18 protein-coding genes are annotated in these 18627 nt (G+C 72.0%); 3 read left to right on the top strand and 15 right to left on the bottom strand.

What is annotated here, in order from left to right; translation table 11 throughout:
* Positions 1-6: 6 nt before the first annotated feature.
* From ACOQPP_RS05330 to ACOQPP_RS05370, 9 genes are all read right to left on the bottom strand, one after another.
* Positions 7-339 (bottom strand): STAS domain-containing protein, encoded by a 333-nt coding sequence (locus tag ACOQPP_RS05330; protein ID WP_419166280.1) that lies wholly within the window; start codon positions 337-339, stop codon positions 7-9.
* Entirely contained in the window at positions 336-1199 is an 864-nt protein-coding gene (locus ACOQPP_RS05335) for a phosphate acyltransferase (RefSeq protein ID WP_419166279.1), read from the bottom strand. Before ACOQPP_RS05335 ends, ACOQPP_RS05330 begins: the two co-directional genes overlap by 4 nt.
* A gap of 5 nt (positions 1200-1204) precedes the next feature.
* Positions 1205-1708, bottom strand: a complete 504-nt coding sequence (gene coaD, locus ACOQPP_RS05340) for a pantetheine-phosphate adenylyltransferase (protein WP_419166278.1) — start codon at positions 1706-1708, stop codon at positions 1205-1207.
* A complete protein-coding gene (rsmD, locus tag ACOQPP_RS05345) occupies positions 1705-2268 on the bottom strand; it encodes a 16S rRNA (guanine(966)-N(2))-methyltransferase RsmD (RefSeq protein WP_419166277.1) in 564 nt (187 codons plus the stop codon). The genes coaD and rsmD overlap by 4 nt, the downstream gene beginning before the upstream one ends.
* 11 nt (positions 2269-2279) lie before the next feature.
* Positions 2280-3002 carry a zinc ribbon domain-containing protein gene (locus tag ACOQPP_RS05350; protein ID WP_419166276.1) on the bottom strand — a complete coding sequence of 241 codons (723 nt, stop codon included), beginning with the start codon at positions 3000-3002 and terminating at the stop codon, positions 2280-2282.
* Positions 3003-3016: 14 nt separating this feature from the next.
* Positions 3017-4855 (bottom strand): DNA primase, encoded by a 1839-nt coding sequence (gene dnaG, locus ACOQPP_RS05355; protein ID WP_420635953.1) that lies wholly within the window; start codon positions 4853-4855, stop codon positions 3017-3019.
* A 72-nt stretch (positions 4856-4927) separates the two neighbouring features.
* Positions 4928-7315: an endonuclease MutS2 gene (locus tag ACOQPP_RS05360; RefSeq protein WP_420635954.1), complete on the bottom strand. Its 2388-nt coding sequence runs from the start codon at positions 7313-7315 to the stop codon at positions 4928-4930.
* 20 nt (positions 7316-7335) lie between these two features.
* Positions 7336-7671 (bottom strand): HIT domain-containing protein, encoded by a 336-nt coding sequence (locus ACOQPP_RS05365; RefSeq protein ID WP_420635955.1) that lies wholly within the window; start codon positions 7669-7671, stop codon positions 7336-7338.
* Positions 7668-8588 (bottom strand): RsmE family RNA methyltransferase, encoded by a 921-nt coding sequence (locus ACOQPP_RS05370; protein WP_420635956.1) that lies wholly within the window; start codon positions 8586-8588, stop codon positions 7668-7670. The genes ACOQPP_RS05365 and ACOQPP_RS05370 overlap by 4 nt, the downstream gene beginning before the upstream one ends.
* A 42-nt stretch (positions 8589-8630) precedes the next feature.
* On the opposite strand from ACOQPP_RS05370, the gene tkt reads away from it, so the two are divergent.
* Genes tkt through tal form a run of 3 tightly spaced genes read left to right on the top strand, consistent with a single transcriptional unit; the run spans position 8631 to position 12273 of the window.
* The gene (tkt, locus tag ACOQPP_RS05375) at positions 8631-10676 is read left to right on the top strand and encodes a transketolase (protein ID WP_419166609.1); all 2046 of its coding nucleotides are present in this window, start codon (positions 8631-8633) and stop codon (positions 10674-10676) included.
* Positions 10673-11140, top strand: coding sequence for a ribose 5-phosphate isomerase B (gene rpiB / locus ACOQPP_RS05380; protein WP_419166271.1), 468 nt, complete (start codon positions 10673-10675; stop codon positions 11138-11140). Before tkt ends, rpiB begins: the two co-directional genes overlap by 4 nt.
* The gene (gene tal, locus ACOQPP_RS05385) at positions 11137-12273 is read left to right on the top strand and encodes a transaldolase (RefSeq protein WP_419166270.1); all 1137 of its coding nucleotides are present in this window, start codon (positions 11137-11139) and stop codon (positions 12271-12273) included. The genes rpiB and tal overlap by 4 nt, the downstream gene beginning before the upstream one ends.
* On the opposite strand, the gene dnaJ is transcribed toward tal, so the two are convergent.
* From dnaJ to ACOQPP_RS05415, 6 genes are read right to left on the bottom strand one after another with little or no spacing between them, the layout of a single operon-like run.
* The gene (gene dnaJ / locus ACOQPP_RS05390; protein ID WP_419166269.1) at positions 12263-13423 is read right to left on the bottom strand and encodes a molecular chaperone DnaJ; all 1161 of its coding nucleotides are present in this window, start codon (positions 13421-13423) and stop codon (positions 12263-12265) included. The two genes, tal and dnaJ, sit on opposite strands and share 11 nt — an antisense overlap.
* Positions 13424-13457: 34 nt before the next feature.
* Positions 13458-14501 carry a heat-inducible transcriptional repressor HrcA gene (hrcA, locus tag ACOQPP_RS05395; RefSeq protein WP_420635957.1) on the bottom strand — a complete coding sequence of 348 codons (1044 nt, stop codon included), beginning with the start codon at positions 14499-14501 and terminating at the stop codon, positions 13458-13460.
* The gene (gene hemW / locus ACOQPP_RS05400; protein ID WP_420635958.1) at positions 14498-15721 is read right to left on the bottom strand and encodes a radical SAM family heme chaperone HemW; all 1224 of its coding nucleotides are present in this window, start codon (positions 15719-15721) and stop codon (positions 14498-14500) included. Before hemW ends, hrcA begins: the two co-directional genes overlap by 4 nt.
* On the bottom strand, positions 15721-16881 hold the full coding sequence (gene dprA, locus ACOQPP_RS05405) for a DNA-processing protein DprA (protein ID WP_420635959.1): 1161 nt from the start codon (positions 16879-16881) through the stop codon (positions 15721-15723). Before dprA ends, hemW begins: the two co-directional genes overlap by 1 nt.
* Entirely contained in the window at positions 16869-17912 is a 1044-nt protein-coding gene (gene obgE, locus ACOQPP_RS05410; RefSeq protein ID WP_420635978.1) for a GTPase ObgE, read from the bottom strand. Before obgE ends, dprA begins: the two co-directional genes overlap by 13 nt.
* Positions 17894-18571 carry a carboxymuconolactone decarboxylase family protein gene (locus ACOQPP_RS05415; RefSeq protein WP_420635960.1) on the bottom strand — a complete coding sequence of 226 codons (678 nt, stop codon included), beginning with the start codon at positions 18569-18571 and terminating at the stop codon, positions 17894-17896. The genes obgE and ACOQPP_RS05415 overlap by 19 nt, the downstream gene beginning before the upstream one ends.
* Positions 18572-18627 lie beyond the last annotated feature (56 nt).

Below are 18627 nucleotides of genomic sequence, written 5' to 3' on the forward strand. Positions count from 1 at the left end.
CCCGGGTCAGGCTTCGCCCAGAGCGGCCGCCCGGGTCTCGGCGATGTCGAAGAGCGAATCCAGCTTCGTGAGCGCGAACAGCCGGGCGAGGTCCTCGTTCAGCCCGGCCAGCTTGAGGCGCCCGTGCTCATCGCGGATGTGCTTCGAGAGACTGACGAGAACGCCCAGACCCGACGAGTCTATGTAGTCGGCGGCGGCGAAATCGATCACGAAGTCGGTTTCGCCATCCGCCAGACGCGCGAGAACGCGTTCCCTGAGTTCGCCCCGGTTATTGAGGGTGAGCTGGCCATCGACGCTGACCACCGTCGTGGCTCCGAGCCGTTCCAACGAAAACGTCATGCTTTGCTCCTTCGCGATTTGCTCCCTCGCGACATGAGTGCCGTGATGCACGCGACGTCCACGATATCGGAGACGGAGGCGCCGCGGGAGAGGTCGTTGAGCGGCCGCCGCAGACCCTGGAGGATCGGTCCCGGCGCGCGCGCTCCGGCGAGTCTCTCGAGCAGCTTGTAGGCGATGTTGGCGGCGTCGAGGTTCGGGAAGACGAGCAGGTTCGCGCGCCCCGCCACCCGGGAGCCGGGAGCCTTCGCCGCCGCGATCCCGGGAACGAGCGCCGCGTCCGCCTGCAGCTCTCCGTCCGCCTCGATATCGGGCCGCCGCCGCCGAAACAGATCGAGCGCTTCGCGCACACGGTCCACGGCCGGCCCGCCGGCCGAGCCGAGCGTCGAGTAGGACAGGAAGGCGACGACCGGCTCGTCCCCCACGATGGCCCGCCGTGCATCACAGGCGGCCGAGGCGCTGTCGGCCATCTGCTCCGGCGTCGGCGCGGGGACGACCGCGGTGTCCGTGAGCGTGAGTACGCGCTCCCGCGGCCGCTCGAAGACCATGTAGAAGGCCGCGGACACGGTCTCCACCCCTTCCGCGACTCCGACGATGCGCAGACCTGCCCGGATCACCTCCGCCGTCGAGTGGACGGCGCCCGCGACGACGCCGTCGAGTTCACCCTCGGCGAGGCGTCGCGCGGCGCCTTCGAGCCCGCCACGCCCGGGGCCGATCTCGACGGGGTGAACCCAGCCCTCGGATCGCAGGAGCCGGATCGCCTCGGCCGTTCGGGATTCCCCGGCCTCGGGGAAGCCGATCCTGGCCTCGGCCGCGGCGGCTCGCACCCGCAGGCGGCCGATGAAGTCCCGCGGGGCCGACACCGGACTCACTCCGTTGCGGGCCGCTCGAAGGCCCGATCCATGCGGGCCTTCACCACCGGGCTCACGAAATCGGTCACATCGCCGCCGAGGCGTCCGACCTCGCGCACGAGCGACGAACTCAGGAAGGTGTGGCGCGTGGCCGGGGCCATGAACAGGACCTCCACCTCGGGCCACAGGGAGCGGTTCATCAGCGCCATCTGGAATTCGTACTCGAAGTCGCTCACGGCCCGGAGCCCCCGCACGATGATGCGGGCTTCCCGCGCACGGGCGAAGTCCACGAGCAACCCGGAAAAGGAGGTCGCCTCCACCCGGGGCTCGTCCGCGAACGCGGAGCGGATGAGTTCGACGCGCTCGTCGATCGGGAAGAGGCTCGACTTCGTCTGCGTGGCGGTCTCGGCCACGGCGACGATCAGATGGTCCACGAGCCGCACGATCCGCCGCACGATGTCCTCGTGTCCAATCGTGAGCGGATCGAAGGATCCCGGGTACACGGCGATGGTTTTCTTCATCCGAGCTTCCGTTCAGGGGTCGAAATCGGGGTGCATGCCGGAGCCAGAAACCGGCTCACGCGGGTGTCGCCGTATTCCCTCGTCCAGTCCGCGGTCGCGGCCAGACCGGCGTCGGCGTCGTGCTCGAGCCAGAACTGGGCGGCGAATGGTCGGTGGCGAAAGCGCTCCACGAGCCCGCGGCCGGCGGTTGATCCGTACGGGGGGTCGGCGAAGACAAGGTCGAGCGGAGCGGTCAGGCCGTCGATCCAGGCCAGGGCATCGCGGCGCCCGATCCGAGACCGGTTCGCGAGCCCGAGCCTGCGGATGTTCCGGTCGAGCACGGAAGCGACCCCTCGGTCCGACTCGACGAAATGGACGTGCGCCGCGCCGCGCGACAGCGCCTCGATGCCCAGCGCCCCGGAACCGGCGTAGAGGTCGGCGACGCGCGCGCTGACGACATCCTCGCCGAGCGCGGAGAACCAGGCCTCCCGCACCCTCGCGGCCGTGGGGCGGGTGCGCCGTCCCGGCGGAGCGTCGATGTACCTGCCGCCCAGATCGCCCGCGATGATGCGGAGTCGCATGGTTCGGTGTGTCAGGCGCCGGAGGACACCGGGTAGAGGATGATTCCACAGCCTTCGCAGACGGCCAGATCGCGACGCGTCCGGATCTCCGCCTGGCGCTGCTTGGGCACAGAGGTGAAGCACTGTCCGCACACGCCGTCCGCCGTGAGTTCCGCGAGCGCCGAACGCTTCCCGCCCCCGCCGGCCGACCTGTAGAGTTGGAGCGCCCGCCGGCCGAGACGATCTTCCTGGGTTTTCCGGGCCGCGCCCCGCAGGTGCAGTTCGCCCTCGAACGTCGAGCGCAGTTCATCAGCGGCGGCGGCCCGTTCCGCGAGGGAGGCGCCGGCTTCCTTCAACTCACCCTCGGCCGCGCTGAAGGCCTCGCGCGCCGCCTCGAGCTCCAGCATGGCGTCGAGTTGGTCGTCCTCCGCCCCTCGCAGATTCCGCCAAGCCGTCTCCGTCTCGCTCTTCACGGCGAGATACTGCTGCTCGTTCACGACCGCGGTGGAACGCGATTCAAGTCGCTTGAGGGTCGCTCGCCCCGCCTCCACGGAGCGGCGGTAACGTTCCACGCGCGCTTCCGCCTTCCCGGCGTCGCCCCGGATCCCGGCGATCCGCTTCTCGAGCGCCTCCACCGTGATGCGAAGTTCGGCGACCTCCTCGTCCAGTCTCGCGAGTTCGCTTTCGATCCTCAGGATCTCGAGATCGATCTCCTGAAGCGTGAGTAATTCGTCGACGGTATCGCTCGCCTGCATGCTCTCTCCGGCTGTCAACCGGGCGACCCGGTCGGGGCGCCCCCCGGTCGATCGGCGCAGCCCGGCCGCCCCGCGCCCTGTCGGGGCATGAATGCGGCGGCCTCGCCCGCGTCTCGAAGTTCCCGTGCGAGTTCCTGCTTCTCGCTCAACAATCGACGTTGCTGCTCGCTGTCCGCAAGTTCCAGTTCGCGATCGATCTCGTCCAGGCGTTCTCGATGCCGCCGATGCAGGAGGCGGCTCACCGCGGCTTCGAAGACCTCGTCCGGGTCGGGGATCTCCTCCCCCGCCTCCTGGAGGGCGGTCAAGCGCGCGCGGGCGGGCCCGGAGGCGGAGGACCAGTCCACACCTTCCGCGTCCGCGCCCTCGTCGCACGCCGCCGACAGGATCTCGAAGATCTCGCGTCCCCACCGGTCGCGCAGGTGCCGGGGTGAGAGCCCGGTGCGGACCGCCCTCCGCGTCAGCGAAGGGTCGCGCACGAGGAGGAGAAGAAGCGCCCGTTCCGTTCGCGACTCGACGGGAGGGCTGTCGTCGGGCCTTCCGGGGCCGGGACCCGCGGGAGGGCGGCGAACCCTGGGCCGCTCCGCGCGCGCGATCTCGTGCACGAGCGTGTCCCGTCTTATCCCGAGCCCCTCGACCGCACGGTCCACGTAGATATCGCGCAGCGCCGGGTCGGCCACGGCCCGGAGCGTGCTCAGCAGGCCGTCCACCGCACGCCGCCGGCCCTCCACGCGGTCGAGATATCCCTCGCGCCCCAGGATCTGGAGCTTGCGTTCGAGCAGGTCCACCGCGTCGTCCATGAGGTGCCGGAGGGCGGCCGCCCCCTCCCTGCGGATCAGCGAATCCGGGTCTTCTCCGGGCGGCAGGGAGACGACCAGCGGATGGACGCCGGCGGCGAGGAGGATGTCGCCGGTCCGGAAGGTCGCGCGCAGCCCGGCCGTGTCGCTGTCGTAGAGCAGATAGGCCCGCTTCGCGTAGCGGGCGAGCCGGCGCGCCTGGTCGGCCCTAAAGGCGGTACCCAGCCCGGCGACCGCGAACTCGAGCCCCGCGCGGTGCAGCGCGATGACGTCCGTGAAGCCCTCGGCGACCGCCGCGTGGCCCTCGCGCCGCATCGCGTGGCGGGCGCGGTTGAGCGCGTAGAGTTCCTCCCCCTTCCGGAAGACGGGAGACTCGGGCGAGTTGATGTACTTGGGCGCATCGGAGTTCGGATCGAGGACCCGGCCGCCGAAGCCGATCGGCCGGTCGCGGAGGTCCTGGATCGTGAACATCAGTCGTCCGCGAAAGCGGTCGTAGGGTTCCTCCGCCTTCTCGCTCGTCGCGAGCAGCCCCAGTTGAAGAAGCGCCCCTTCCTCGATGCCGTGACGGGCCGCGGCCGCGCGAAACGCCCGCCATTCATCGTCCGCGTACCCCAGCCCGAACCCGAGCGCCTCCTCCAGCGGCAGACCCCGGCCCTCCAGGTAGGCGCGCGCCCGGGCCCCGGCGGGCTCCCGGAGCCGACCCTGGAACCATTCGGCCGCGAACGCGAGGACGCCGCGCAGGGGTGCGTGCGGGTCCTCCAGGCGCTCTTCGCGGTCCGGGACCTCGATCCCGACCCGCGCCCCGACGTGACGCACCGCCTCGGGGAACTCGAATCCGAGGTGCTTCATCAGGAACCCGAACACATCTCCGCCCTCGCCGCACACAAAGCACTTGAAGATCTGCCGCTGAGGGTCGACGGCGAAGTTCGGGCCGTCCCCGCCGTGCAGCGGACAGGGCCCGCGGTAGCTCCTGCCGGAGCGCCGGAGCCGAACGTGCTCGCCCACGACCTCGAGCAGGTCGGCGCGGGCGCGGATCTCCTCGACGAGCGCGTCGCTCACCACGCGCGCCTCCTCCCGCCGGAACCCTCGCGACGCATCATCGTCCGCCGGATCTTCGTCTGCCGCATTCGCCTACTCGAATTCCGCGACCGTCACCCCGGTACCCCCTTCGCCCGCCCCGCCCGCCCGGACGAGCCGGATCCGCGGGTCTCCGCTCAGAATCTCCTGGACGCGGGCCCTGAGGGCGCCCGTCCCCTTTCCGTGGATGATGCGGAGCCAGGGGAGATCTCCCACCACCACCGCGGCGTCGATCGCGGGCGTGAGCGCCGCGTCCACCTCATCGGCGCGCAGCCCCCGCAGATCGATCTGGGTCTCGACCCTGATGATGGGCCGTCGTTCCCCCGCCTCGCGGGAACCTCCGGACGAAGAACGCTTCCCCCGGGGCGCCACCGCTCCAGAATGCGGCGTCAGGTCGCGCAGCGGTACCGTAAGGCGCAACCCGCCGACCTCGATCACGCCCCGAGCCCCGCGGACCTCCACGAGCGTGGCGGGTCGGTCGGAGGCGCTCCAGCGGACGGCCTCCCCTGCCCGCGGGGTCTCTGCGGCCTCGGCGGCGGGTGCGCGATCGCCCAGTGCGAGCAACTTCCGGGCCGAAGTGCGGAGTGCCCGCTCCACTTCGCCGCGCACCGCCCGCTTCGCCGCTCGCCGGGCCGGTTCGTCACCCCCCGCGTATTCGGACTCCAGCCGAGCGATCGCGGCCTCGACCCGGTCCCGGGCCTCGCGCAGCGTCTCTCGCCGCGCCACCTCCCGCTGCCTCTCGGCCGCGCGCTCGGAATCCGCGAGCGCGGTCTCCCGGGACGCCAGGTCGCGCTCCCGCGCCGCCGTCTCCTCCGCCCGACGCTCGAGTCGGGCCCGCAGGTCCTCGATCTCTCCCCGTTCCGCCTCCAGGCGGGCGAGCAGGGTGTCGAGCGACACGTGTTCCGGGCCCAGCCGCGCGTGCGCGCCCGCGAGCACGTCCTCCGGGACCCCCAGTCGCGCGGCGATGACGAGGGCGTAGCTCCGTCCCGGACGGTCCCGCACGAGCCGGTACGTGGGTTCGAGACGCCTGGAATCGAACTCGAGCGAAGCCTGCACCGCCGCCCCGTCGTCGCCGAGCCGCTTGAGGTCGCCCAGGTGCGTCGTGGCGACCGTGAGCCGCGCCTGCCCGGCCAGACGCTCCAGGGCCGCCGCCGCCAGCGCACCCCCTTCCGCCGGATCGGTCGCGCTCCCGATCTCATCGAAGAGGACGAGGTCCCGGTCGTCCGCCTCGTTCAGGATCTCCGCCAGATTGCGCGCCTGCGCCCCGAAGGTGGAGAGCGACGCGTCGATCGACTGCTCGTCGCCGATGACCGCGAAGAAGCGGCGAAAGAAGGGGATTCGGCTCCCGGCCCGAAGGGGCGGAACGACGCCGCTTTGCACGAGCGCGCTGAGGAGCCCCAGTGTCTTGAGGAGAACCGTCTTGCCGCCCGCGTTGGGGCCCGACACGAGGAGCACCCGCTCATCGGCCGAGAGGTCGAGATCGAACGGCACGGCGCCCCCGGGAGCGAGCGCGAGCAGGGGATGCCGCGCGCCGCGGATGCGGATCCCTTCCGCCACCGGGTCGACGAAGGCCGGGGGCGAGGCTTCCATCCCGGCCGCGAACAGGGCGCGGGCGCGGAGCGCGTCCAGCTCCACCAACGCCCCGTACGAGGCGGCGAGTTCGGAGGCGTGGCGGCGTACCGCGGCGGCGAGTTCCCGCAGGATCCGCTCCACCTCGCGCTCCTCGCGGAGTTCGAGTTCCCTGATCCCGTTCATCGCCTCGATGGCGCGCGCGGGCTCCACGAACAGCGTGCGGCGGCTCGCCGAGGCGTCGTGCACGAGCCCTCCCGCGATGCCCTTTCCCTCGCGCCGCACCGGGATGCAGTAGCGCCCGTTGCGGACCGTGACGGAGGCGTCGGGAACGCGCACCCGTTCGGGGAGCGAGCCGGCGAAACGCGTGAGTTCCTCGACGAGACGCACGCGGGCGCCCGTGAGCGCTCGGCGGATGCGCCGCAACTCGGGCGAGGCCCCATCCGCGACCCCACCCACAGCGTCGAAGGTGGCCGCGATCCGCTTCTCGAGCGCCCGGTCACCCCACAGCCGGCCGACCAGGAGCACCGGGAGGCCATCGGGATCGAGTCGTTCCGCGAGCCCCCGGGAGATCCGCCCCGCCGCCATGACCTTCGCGCAGGCGAGCAGGTCGCCGGGGTCCAGCCACGCATCGTCGATCGCCAGGCGGCGCAGCGCCGGTCCCAGCTCCGGGAACGCATCCAGGTTCCACCCCTCGCCGCTTGCCACGAGCGCCCGCAACTCGCCCACGGCCGCGAGGGCGCGGCGGGCGGAGGCCGCATCGGGGAGCGGACGGAGGGCGCGGACCTTCGACTTCCCCGGCTCGGACGCGGCGTACCCTGAGATCGCGGCGAGCACGCGATCGAACTCGATCACGCGCAGCGCGTGATCCATCGGGCTCTGATCCATCGGGCTCAACCGGGCGGCCAACCCATGCGGCGGCCGCCGAGCACGTGGAAGTGGAGGTGCGCGATGGCCTGACCTCCGTCCTCGCCCGCGTTGGTGACGACGCGGTACCCGTCCCCCAACCCCTCGGAGCGGGCGACCGCGGCGCAGGCGAGCACGAGTTCCCCTCCGAGCGTACCGCTCGACAGCGTCGCGAGACTCGATACATGGGTCCGGGGGACCACAAGCACATGCACGGGCGCCTGAGGTTCGAGGTCGCGGAACGCGACCCAACCGTCCTCCTCCGCGACGATATCCGCCGGGATGGCGCCCGCCGCGATGGCGCAGAACACGCAATCCGTCATGTCCCCTCCAGGTTTTCGAGGATGGCCGGAGCGAGCGCCACCGCCGCGATCGCCGCCGTCTCGAATCGCAGCGTACCCCGCCCCAGCGGCACGAGTTCGAAGCCGGCTTCCACGCAGCGTCGGCGCTCAGCGCGCGTCAGCCCGCCCTCCGGCCCGACCGCGAGCGTCAGCGGACTCCCGTGGCCGCTCCGGCACGGGTCGCGCAGGGCGCCGCCGACCAGGAGGGACAGGCCGCTCACATCGGCGAGCCACCCTGCCCCGTCGTGGCCCGTCAGCGCCTCCTCCAGCGTCGCCGGGCCATCGAGCCGGGGCAGCCAGCTCCGGCCTGACTGTTTCGCGGCGGCCCGCACCCGCTTCCCGGCCCGCCGACGGAACCCCTCCGAACGACCCGCGTCGCCGACCGACCGCGACCGCTCCCACTCGATCCAGGTTACGGCCGACGCCCCGATCTCGACGACCTTCTCGACCAGCCACAGCGAACGGTCACGGTTCGCCACCGGGGCCCACACGCGCAGGGGCAGTGGCGGACGCACCGGGAGGGCCCGCAGCAGCCGGCAGCGGGCCCGCCGCCGATCCAGTTCGACGAGTTCCCCCTCCCAGCACCGGCCCTTTCCGTCGGTCACCGCCAGCCGGGCTCCGGGACGAATCCTCGCGGCGCGGACGTGGGTGATTTCGTCCGCCGCCAGATGGATCCGCGCTCCGTCCCCCGACCCGCGAGGTCGTCGGCGAGGAACGTCGGCAGCTGGGACGGTTCCAATTCTGGGCCGTCTTCCGGGTCGCTCACACCGGCAACGTATCCGCCGCGCGCGGCCCCTCGCCACCGACCGGGCCACGTCCCGCGCGCAGGGTTTTCCGCCACCCGCCGGTGGCCTATGTTCGCTCCGCCGAACCCGTCCGTGGTCTGCGGATCGACTCATCTCTCATCCATCTCGCACGAGGGGCTGTTGAACGAAACGACGATGGCCGAAGCCGATCCCGTGACCGCCGCTCCCACCGCCGACCCTTCCGTCGTATCGCAGTCCGTCGACACGATTCGCACCCTCGCCATGGACGCCGTTCAGCGGGCCGGCTCCGGGCATCCCGGCACCGCGATGGCGCTCGCCCCGGTGGCGTACACCCTCTGGATGCGGCACATGCGCTACAGCCCGGGCGATCCCTCCTGGTTCGGCCGGGACCGGTTCGTGCTGTCGGCGGGCCACGCCGCGATCCTCCAGTACGCCGCGCTCCACCTCACGGGGTACGCCCTCCCGCTCGAGGAGATCCGCCGCTTTCGGAGGGCCGGGAGCCGGACCGCGGGCCATCCCGAACACGGGCTCGCGGCCGGTGTCGAGACGACGACCGGGCCCCTCGGCCAGGGCGTCGCGAACTCCGTCGGGATGGCGATCGCCGAGGCCCACCTAGCCGCGGTGTTCAACCGGCCGGGGCACTCGATCGTCGACCACCGGACCTGGGTCATCTGCAGCGACGGCGACCTGATGGAGGGCGTTTCGTACGAAGCGGCCTCGCTCGCCGGCCACCTCGGTCTGGGCAAACTTCTCTGGCTCTACGACGACAACCGGATCACGATCGACGGCGACATCGACCTCGCCTTCTCCGAAGACGTATTTGGACGGTTCGAGTCGATGGGCTGGCACGTGCAGCGGGTCGGCGACGCGAACGACCTCGCGGCACTGGATGCGGCGATCGAGGAGGCGAGGACCGTCGAGGAGCGCCCGTCGCTCATCATCGTGCGATCCCATATCGGGTACGGTGCCCCGAACAAACAGGATACGGCCGCGGCGCACGGTGCTCCGCTGGGAGAAGAGGAGATCCGGCTCACGAAGGAGGCGTACCGCTGGCCGCCGGAGCCGCCCTTCCTCGTCCCCGATGCGGTTCGCCGGCACATGGGACGGCAGGTCGCCCGCGGCGAGGTGCTGGCCGCCGAGTGGGCCGACCGCTTCGAACGCTACCGGGCGGAACACCCGGAACTCGCGGCGGAGCTCGAGCGACGCGTGAAATCGGCGCTCCCCGAGGCGTGGGACCACGACCTCCCGGAGTTCAGCCCGGACGACGCGCCCATCGCCACGCGCGCCGCCTCGGGCCGCATCCTCGGCGCCCTGGCCCCCCGTCTCCCCGAACTGATCGGCGGGAGCGCCGACCTCTCGGGTTCCAACAACACCCTCATCGACTCGCCGAACTTCTCGCGAGGGAGTCCGGAGGGCCGGAACCTCCGCTGGGGGGTCCGCGAGCACGCGATGGCCTCGATCGCGAACGGGCTCATGCTGCACGGCGCGGTGCGACCCTACGTCGCCACCTTCTTCACCTTCACGGACTATGCCCGGCCGGCGATGCGCCTCGCCGCGCTGATGGAACTCCCGCACATCTACGTCATGACGCACGACTCGATCGGGCTCGGGGCGGACGGCCCCACGCACCAGCCCGTAGAGCACCTCGCCTCCTTCCGCGCCATGCCGGGGGTGGTCGTGCTCCGGCCCGGGGACCCGGAGGAGACGGTCCACGCGTGGCGCGTCGCCATCGAGCGAAGCGACGGACCGACGATCCTCGTCCTCACCCGGCAGAAGGTCGCTCACCTCGCCCGCGCGGCCGGGGCGGCCCGCGCCGGCGTGCCGCGGGGGGGCTACGTTCTGCGGCCCGAGTCCGGCGACCTCCGGGTCGTGCTCCTGGGCAGCGGATCGGAGCTGCAGGTGGCGGTCGAAGCGGCGGAACGGCTCGAAGCGCAGGGTGTGCCCGCGCGCGTCGTTTCGTTCCCCAGCTGGGAGCTGTTCCGCGCCCAGACGCCGGAATACCGCGATCAGGTCCTCCCGCCGGGCGTCCCCCGCCTCGCGATCGAAGCCGGTGCGACGCTCGGCTGGACGGAGTGGGTCGGCACGGACGGCGAGGTGATCGGGATCGACCGCTTCGGCCAGTCCGCCTCGGCGGCCGACAACTTCGCGCGTTTCGGGTTCACGGCGGAGGCGCTCGTGGAGCGCGCCCTCGCCCGGCTCGCGCCTCGGAATTCCCCGTGAGGCTCGCGCTCGGCGCGGATCACGCGGGCGTCGGCTACAAGGACACCCTCGCCGCCGAGCTTCGCGCGGCGGGGCACGATATCGTCGATGTGGGCACGCATGGCACCGACTCGGTCGACTATCCCGACTTCGCGCGGGCCGTGGCGGAGCGTGTGGCTTCCCGCGAGGTGGAGCGCGGTATCGTGGTGTGCGGCTCCGCGGTAGGCGTGTGCATCGCCGCCAACAAGGTGCCCGGGGTGCGGGCGGGCGTGTGCCACGACACCTACTCCGCGGCACAGGGGGTCGACCACGACGACATGAACGTCCTCTGCCTGGGCGAGCGCGTGATCGGCATCGCACTCGCGCGGGCCATCACGGAGGCGTTTCTGACGGCGGAATTCTCGGCCGAGCCGCGGCACCGGCGCCGGCTCGACAAGGTCCTCGACATCGAGGCTCGTCACATGAGGGGAGGCGGAGAGAGATGAGCGCGCTGCTTCAGCTCCAGGAACACGGGCAGAGCTACTGGCTCGACAACCTGACCCGGGGGATGGTGGTCGACGGAAGGCTCGCGCGCCGGGTCGAGGCCGCGGGGCTGAGGGGCGTGACCTCCAATCCCGCCATCTTCCACAACGCGATCACCGGCAGCGACCAGTACGACGAGGATATCGCGCGCTTTTCCGCCGCCGGCCTCGGCGTCGAGGAGGTCTACGACCGGCTCACGATCGCCGACGTTCAGGGCGCCTGCGACATCCTGCGCGGGGTCTGGGAGAGCTCGGGGGGGGTCGACGGGTACGTGTCGCTCGAGGTTTCCCCGCATCTGGCGAACGACACGGAACGGACCGTGGAGGAGGCGCGCCGCCTCTTCGACGCCGTCGGTCGCGGGAACGTGATGATCAAGATCCCCGGGACCCCCGCCGGCATCCCCGCCATCCGGCAGGCGCTGTTCGAGGGCGTGAACGTGAACGTCACGCTTCTCTTCTCGATCGCCGCCTACGAGGCGGTCGCCGGAGCGCACCTGGAGGCGCTGGAGCAGCGGATCGAGGCCGGGCGCTCCGTCGACGGAATCGCGTCGGTGGCCAGCTTCTTCGTGAGCCGGATCGACGCCCTGATCGACAAACGGCTCCATGCCCTGGCCGACGCGGCGGGGAGCGATGCCGCCCGCTTCCGGACGCTCCTGGGGGAGGCCGCCATCGCCAACGCGAAGCTCGCGTACCGCTCCTTCACTCGACGGCTCGGGACCGATCGGTGGGCCCGCCTGGCCCGCCACGGCGCCCATCCGCAGCGGATGCTGTGGGCGAGCACGAGCACCAAGGACCCGTCCTATTCCGACGTGAAGTACGTGGAGCCGCTGATCGGCGACCTCACGGTGAATACGCTGCCCGAGAAGACGATCGACGCCTTCACGGACCACGGCACCGCGGCAGACACCCTGGGCGAGGGAGTCGACGAGGCGAGGCGCACGATGGAACGGCTGGCGGCGGTCGGGATCGACCTCGACGCCGTGACCGACCAGCTGCTCGCCGAGGGCGTGGAGAAATTCGCCGTCCCCTTCGACCGGCTTCTGGCGAGCCTGGAAGCGCGGATGGCGGACCAGCCCATCGCGGCCGCTACGCCGTAAACGCCGCCTTCACGCGCTCCCAGAAACTCGGGTCCTCACCACGGCGCGGCTCCGGCGGCGCGTCCTCGATCTCGCGCAGTGACTCGAGGATCTCCCGCTGCCGGCGGGAGATCCGGCTCGGCGTCCAGGTGTGTACGCGCACGAGCTGGTCTCCCCGGCCCGCGGCACGCAGCCTCGGCATCCCCTGTCCGCGCAGCCTCAGCACCTGTCCGGCCTGGATGCCCTCCGGCACGCTGAGCCGGGCCTGCCCGAGGATCGTCGGGACTTCCATCTCGACGCCGAGGGCCGCCTGCGAGAAGGTGATCGGCAGATCGAGGAGAAGATCGTCCCCCCTCCGCTCGAAGCGGTCGTGCGGCTCGACCTCCACGCCCACGATGAGGTCGCCGGGCGGGCCGCCGCGCAGGCCCACGTTGCCGCGTCCCCGCAGCTTGAGGTAGTCGTCCGACGAGATGCCGGCGGGAATCTCGATCTCGATCGACCGCTCGACCCGTACCCGCCCGCTCCGGCGGCAGTCGGCGCACTCCGCCGCGACCCGGGTCCCCTCGCCGCCGCAGTCGGCGCACGGCCGCACCGACACGAACTGTCCCAGCATCGACCTCTGCACCATGCGCAGTTCGCCCGCGCCGCGACACGTCTCGCAGGTGATGGCCTCGGTACCCGGTTCGGCGCCGGTGGCTTCGCAGCGCTCGCAGCGCTCCAGCACCGAGACGCGCAGGGAACGTTTGGCCCCCTTCGCCGCCTCCTCCAGCGTGATGTTCACGGAGACCCTCAGCGTGGAGCCGCGCCGGAGCTGGTTCGGGGACGCTTGCGTGAAGATGTCGCCAAGACCCCCGCCGCCGAAGCCCCCGCCGCCGAACTCGCGCATGAACACGTCGAAGGCGTCCGAGAAGCTGCCGAAGCCCGAGAACGGGGCCTCGCCTCCGCCTCCGCGCCGCACGCCGGCCTCTCCGTAGCGGTCGTAGAGATCGCGTTTGCCGGGATCTCTCAGCACCTCCCACGCCTCGGTCACCTCCTTGAATCGCTCCTCCGCATCGGGGGCGTCGTTGCGGTCCGGGTGATACTTCATGGCGCGGCGGCGGTATGCCTTCTTCAGCTCGGCCGCGTCCGCGTCGCGCGACACGCCGAGCAATTCGTAGTAGTCCCGGGTCATGTGCGGGTCTCGTCTCCGCGGGTGGGGGAGTTCGTCATGGGGTGAGACGTGTGAGGAGGGCGGACGTCCAGTCTACGATCGAGACGACCTTCTCGTACGGCATTCGGGTCGGGCCGATCACTCCGACCGTCCCCTGCAGGCTCCCGACGGAATAGTTGGCCGTGACGATCGTCAGATCCTCGAGTTCGGGCTGTCCGTGCTCGGTACCGATCGTGACGTGCGGGCCGTCCGAGCCCCCGCGGTCCCCGAGCACGGTCGCGAGCAATTCCCGGCGCTCGGTCAGCAGGAGGAGCTGGCGCAGCCGCTCGCTCGTCGTGAACTCCGGCTGCTCGGCGAGGGCCGCCGTGCTCCCGAGGTGCACGTCCCGCTCCCGCCGGGCCCAGTCGAAGATATCGGGGCCGCTGTGCACGAAGATGTTCATGAGTTCGTCCGCGCCCTCGCTATCGAAGCGCAAGTCCCCCAGCCGCTCGCGCAGCGTCGTCTGGATCTCGGATATCGTGCTCCCCGCCAGCCGTTCGTTCAGCGCCTGCGACACGGCATGGAGCGTCTCGCGCGGGACGCGCGTCGTCACATCCACGTAGATCGTGCGGACGACGCCGGACTCGATCGTGAACACGAGCAGCACCTTCTCGCTCGAGACGGGCACGAGTTCGAGCCGCTCGAGCGTGGCCGTCGCGAGCGTGGGCCCGACGGCGAGACCGAGTTCGCCGGTGAGGAGGCTCAGCACGCGCGCCGCCTTGCTCACCAGGTCCTCGACGCCGCCGACCTCGACATCGCGGAACTCGCGTTCGATCTTCGCCCGGTCGCGTCTGCGGATCCTCCCCCGCTGCATGAGAGCGTTCACGTAGTACCGGTACGCGAGGTCCGTGGGCAGCCGACCGGCCGAGGTGTAGGGATGGGTCAGCAGCCCCTTGCCTTCCAGGTCGGCCATCGTGTTGCGGATCGTCGCCGGAGAAACACCGAGCCCGTAGTCCTTTCCGATCCTCCGCGAGCCGGCCGGAGCGGCGGTGCGGACGAACGAGTCGATCACCGCCGAGAGGACGGCCTGTTCGCGTTCTGTCAGTGTCGGGAGGGTCATCGTCCCTCGGCCCCCGCGAGTTCGGCGACGATCGCATCCAGCCGGAGCCAACCCTCGATCGTCGCCACCCAGCGCCCGTTCCGTTCCTCCAGCCAGCCCGCCCCGGTCCAACGTTCGAGGCGGGGCCCTCCCGGCCCGATTCCGCGTTGAGTACGTAGATCCAGCCAGATCCGTTCCAGTTCCTCCTCCGCCGCCCCCACGCGTTCCCACCCGTCGAGCGGGCCGCGACCGGCGTCGAGGGCGCGTTCATACCGATCCCAGCGAAAGACGTTCCAGCTGCGGACAGGTGGGAGGAACCCGTGCGCCGACGGGCCGACGGCAAGGTACGACGTTCGGTTCCAGTACGCCCAGTTATGCCGGCACTGGGCTCCCGGCCGGGCGAAGTTCGACACCTCGTAGTGGTCGTAACCCGCCGCCCGCAGGCCGCGGGACAGGAGGCGGTACTCGGCCGCGTAACGGTTCTCGTCCGGCGCACGGACGCGATCCAGCCGGATCCACTCGGCCAGCGGCGTGCGAGGCTCGACCGTGAGACCGTAGAGACTCAGGTGCGAAACGCCGAGCGAGACCGCCGTCTCCACCTCCGCCGCGAGATCCCGTGTCACCTCCGGAGGAAGACCGAACAGCAGATCCAGGCTCACGCCGTCGAAGCCCGCAGCCTTCGCCTCGCGGACGGCTTCCATCGCGCGCCGGCGGTCGTGCAGCCGCCCCAGCCACGCGAGGACCGCATCGTCGAACGCCTGAACGCCGAGGCTCAGCCGGTTCACCCCCGCCGCCCGCCACCGCACCCCGAGATCCGCATCGAACGAGGCGGGGTTCGCCTCGGCCGTCCACTCGGTGTGGCGCGGATCGGTCCGGAACCAGGCGGCGATCCGTTCCGCGAGTTCCTCCATCCCCGCCCCGCCCAGGAGCGACGGAGTCCCTCCTCCAACGAAGATCGTGTCGAGTACGGTGCCGGCTTCCCACCCACCGCGCTCGAACCACCAGGCCAGTTCGCGCTCGATGGCGGACAGCCAGCGCCCGATGGGGGGCGAGGCCGCCCGCTTCACCGAGAAGTCGCAGTAGTGGCAGCGGTGGGCGCAGAAGGGAAAATGCACGTAGAGGGCGCGGGGCGGGCCGGGGGCGCGCGACGCGGCGCGGGGCCGCGGGGCGCCGGCCGGCACGGCCCAGGGGAAGCCGGGCCCGGCCGCCGCCCGGTCCGCGGCGACCGGCTCGCCGGGCATCAGCGTCGCGCCGGACGCCGCACGGCCGAGAAGTTCCCGCCCGGCCTGCGCTCGACCCAGCCCTCGAGTTCGAGACGGCCGAGTCCACGCAGGACGCGCGCGACCGGCAGCTCGAGGCCGACGGCCAGTTCGTCCGGCGACCGCGGTCCCCGGGTCAGGGCCCGGAGCAGTTGCATGTCGGGCGCCGCCGCCGCCTCGCCCTCCGCCTGCGTGGACCCGCTGCCGTCGACGGAGCCCGGCCCCCCGTCCGCCGCGACGTGCAGCCACCCGAGCGCGTCGAACACGTCCTGGACGCCCGCCACCAACCCCGCGCCCTGCCGCAGCAGCCGCAGACACCCGGCCGCGCCCGGATCGTCGATCCGCCCCGGCACCGCCAGCACCTCGCGGCCCAGGTCGAGCGCATGGTCCGCCGTGTTGAGAGCGCCGCTCTTCCCGCCGGCCTCGACCACGATGACCCCGCGCGCGAGGGCGGCGATCACCCGGTTGCGGCGGGGGAACGCCGCCCGCGTGGGCGGCGCGCCCGGTTCGAACTCGCTCAGCAGCAGGCCCCGCGCCCGCATCCGCCCGTACAGGTCGCGGTTCTCGGCGGGATACTCGTGGTCGTGACCCGTGCCGAGGACGCCGGTGGAATGGCCGCCCGCGTCCAGCGCCCCCGCGTGGGCCGCCGCATCGATGCCCCGCGCCATCCCGCTGACCACCGTCCAGCCCCAGCGCCCGAGTTCGCGGCCCAGCGTGTAGGCCGTTCGGAGGCCGTAGGAGGAGGCCGCCCGCGTCCCGACCACGGCGACCGCCCGGTCGGGGTCGGACGGGAGGCTCCCGCGCGAGAAGAGGACGGGCGGGGGGTCGGGCAGATCGCGCAGCTCCGCCGGGTACGCCGCGCCGCCGTAGCCGACCACACCGAGTCCCCTCGCCCGCGCCGCCCGGAGGAGCCCCCGGGCACGCTCCGCGGCGGCCGGCCCCAGCGCCCGCGTGGCCTTCCCGGTCGGGATGGGGCGACCGCACACCCGCCGCAACTCGTCCGGCGCCGCGGCCCGCACGGCCCGAAGCGCCGCCGCCGCGCCGCCGTAGCGGTCCACCAGCCGCCGGACGGTACGAAACCCGAGACCCGGAGCGCGCGAGAGCGCGATGAGGGCCATCAGCTCCCGCTCTACGGGCGCCATGTCGCGGCCCCTTCCAGCGGGTCAGACTCCTCGGGCCCCGCCAGCGCTTTCTTCTCGACCTGGACGCGCGCCCACAGGCCCTCGCGGGCCTCCGCGAGCCCCGCGCCCGTGACCGCCGAGATCTCGAACCGGCCCCAGCTCTCCGGGGCGTCGACCGTTACGTCCGCGTCGGGCGGCCGGAGATCGGACTTCGTCAGCAGGACGCAGTGCGGGATGCCGGCCAGCGCGGCGTCGTGCCCCCGGAGTTCCTCACGAAGCAGGTCGTACGTCGCCTGCGGGTCCGCGTCGTCGACGGGCACGAGGAGCGCGAGCGTGCGCGTTCGCTCGATGTGGCGGAGGAACTGCGTCCCCAGCCCGCGGCCCTCGTGCGCCCCTTCGATGATCCCGGGGATGTCCGCCATCACGAAAGAGCGGCTGTCGCTCAACGCTACGACCCCGAGATTGGGCGTGAGCGTCGTGAACGGGTAGTCCGCGACCCTGGGCCGCGCCGCCGTCACCCGGGCCAGGAGCGTCGACTTCCCCGCGTTCGGTTCGCCGACGAGACCCACATCGGCGATGAGCTTGAGTTCCAGCTCGATGTGCCGCTCTTCGCCCCATTCCCCCGGTTCCCACTCGCGCGGGGCCTGGCGGGTCGGCGAAGCGAAGCTCGCGTTGCCCCGCCCGCCCCGTCCCCCCCTGGCGACGACGAGTTCATCCCCCTCGTCCAGCAACTCGCCGATCCGCCCCCCGGTCTCGACATCTCGCACCAGCGTGCCGAGCGGCACGGGCAGGCGCAGGTCCTCCCCCGACCCGCCGACCCGGTTGCCACCCTCGCCGTGGGCGGCCCGGTCCGCTCTGTAGTGCTCCCGGTAGGAGTAGTCGAGCAGCGTGTCGAGCCGCCCGTCCGCGACGAGGACGACATCGCCTCCGTCGCCGCCTCTGGCGCCGGAAGGCCCTCCGCGCGGCACGCCCCTCTCACGCCGGAAGGCGACGGCGCCGGCGCCCCCCGCGCCCCCGGTTACATGGATTCGCGCTACGTCGACGAACACGATCTCTTCTCCACTCGACTTCCCGCTTCCGCCCACATCTCCCACAGGCGGTCCGGTTCCGCTCCCCGCCCCCCGGCCGCCCGCGCCGTCTCGATGCCGATGCCGAGAGCCGCCTCCACGTGCTCCGCGGCGGCGCCCACGTTCAGGGCTCCGCGCAGGTGAGCCCGGAGTTGCGCCTCGTGCCCCGCCGCCGCCAGCAGCGCCACGATACATAGTTCCCGAGTCTCCACCGAGAGCCCCGGACGGGAGAGCGTCCTGCCGTATCCGTCCTCCACGATCCAGCGATCCAGGGCCGGGTGCAGCCGCCCCACGTTCCTCCGCAGGCGTTCGTAGGACCTCCCGTACACGGCGCGGCACAGCGCCTCGCCCGCAGCGGCCGAATCGTTCGCCCCGTCCCCGCCCGGCGGGGCCGCCCCGCCGCCGCGGGCCGATGCCCCCCCCTCCGCCGTCATTTCGCGCCAGACGCCGAACGCCTTGAGCACGATGGGGAAGCCGACGAAGAGATGCGCCTGCAGCAGCACCTCCTCGACCTCGGCGCGACTCGCGTGCCGCCCCGCGACACGGAGCGCCTCTCGCCAGGGCCCGGCGTCCGCCGCGGCCAGCGCGGCCGAGAGCCCTACGAGCCCCCGCACGCCGGGACCGAGGCGATTGCTATTCCCCATCGTCTTCCGCCACCAGCGTCGCCACCTCCTCGCCGCGCGTGTTCAAAACCGAAGGC

Origin of the sequence: Candidatus Palauibacter sp. (genome assembly GCF_965222475.1) — a bacterium.
GTDB lineage: Bacteria > Gemmatimonadota > Gemmatimonadetes > Palauibacterales > Palauibacteraceae > Palauibacter.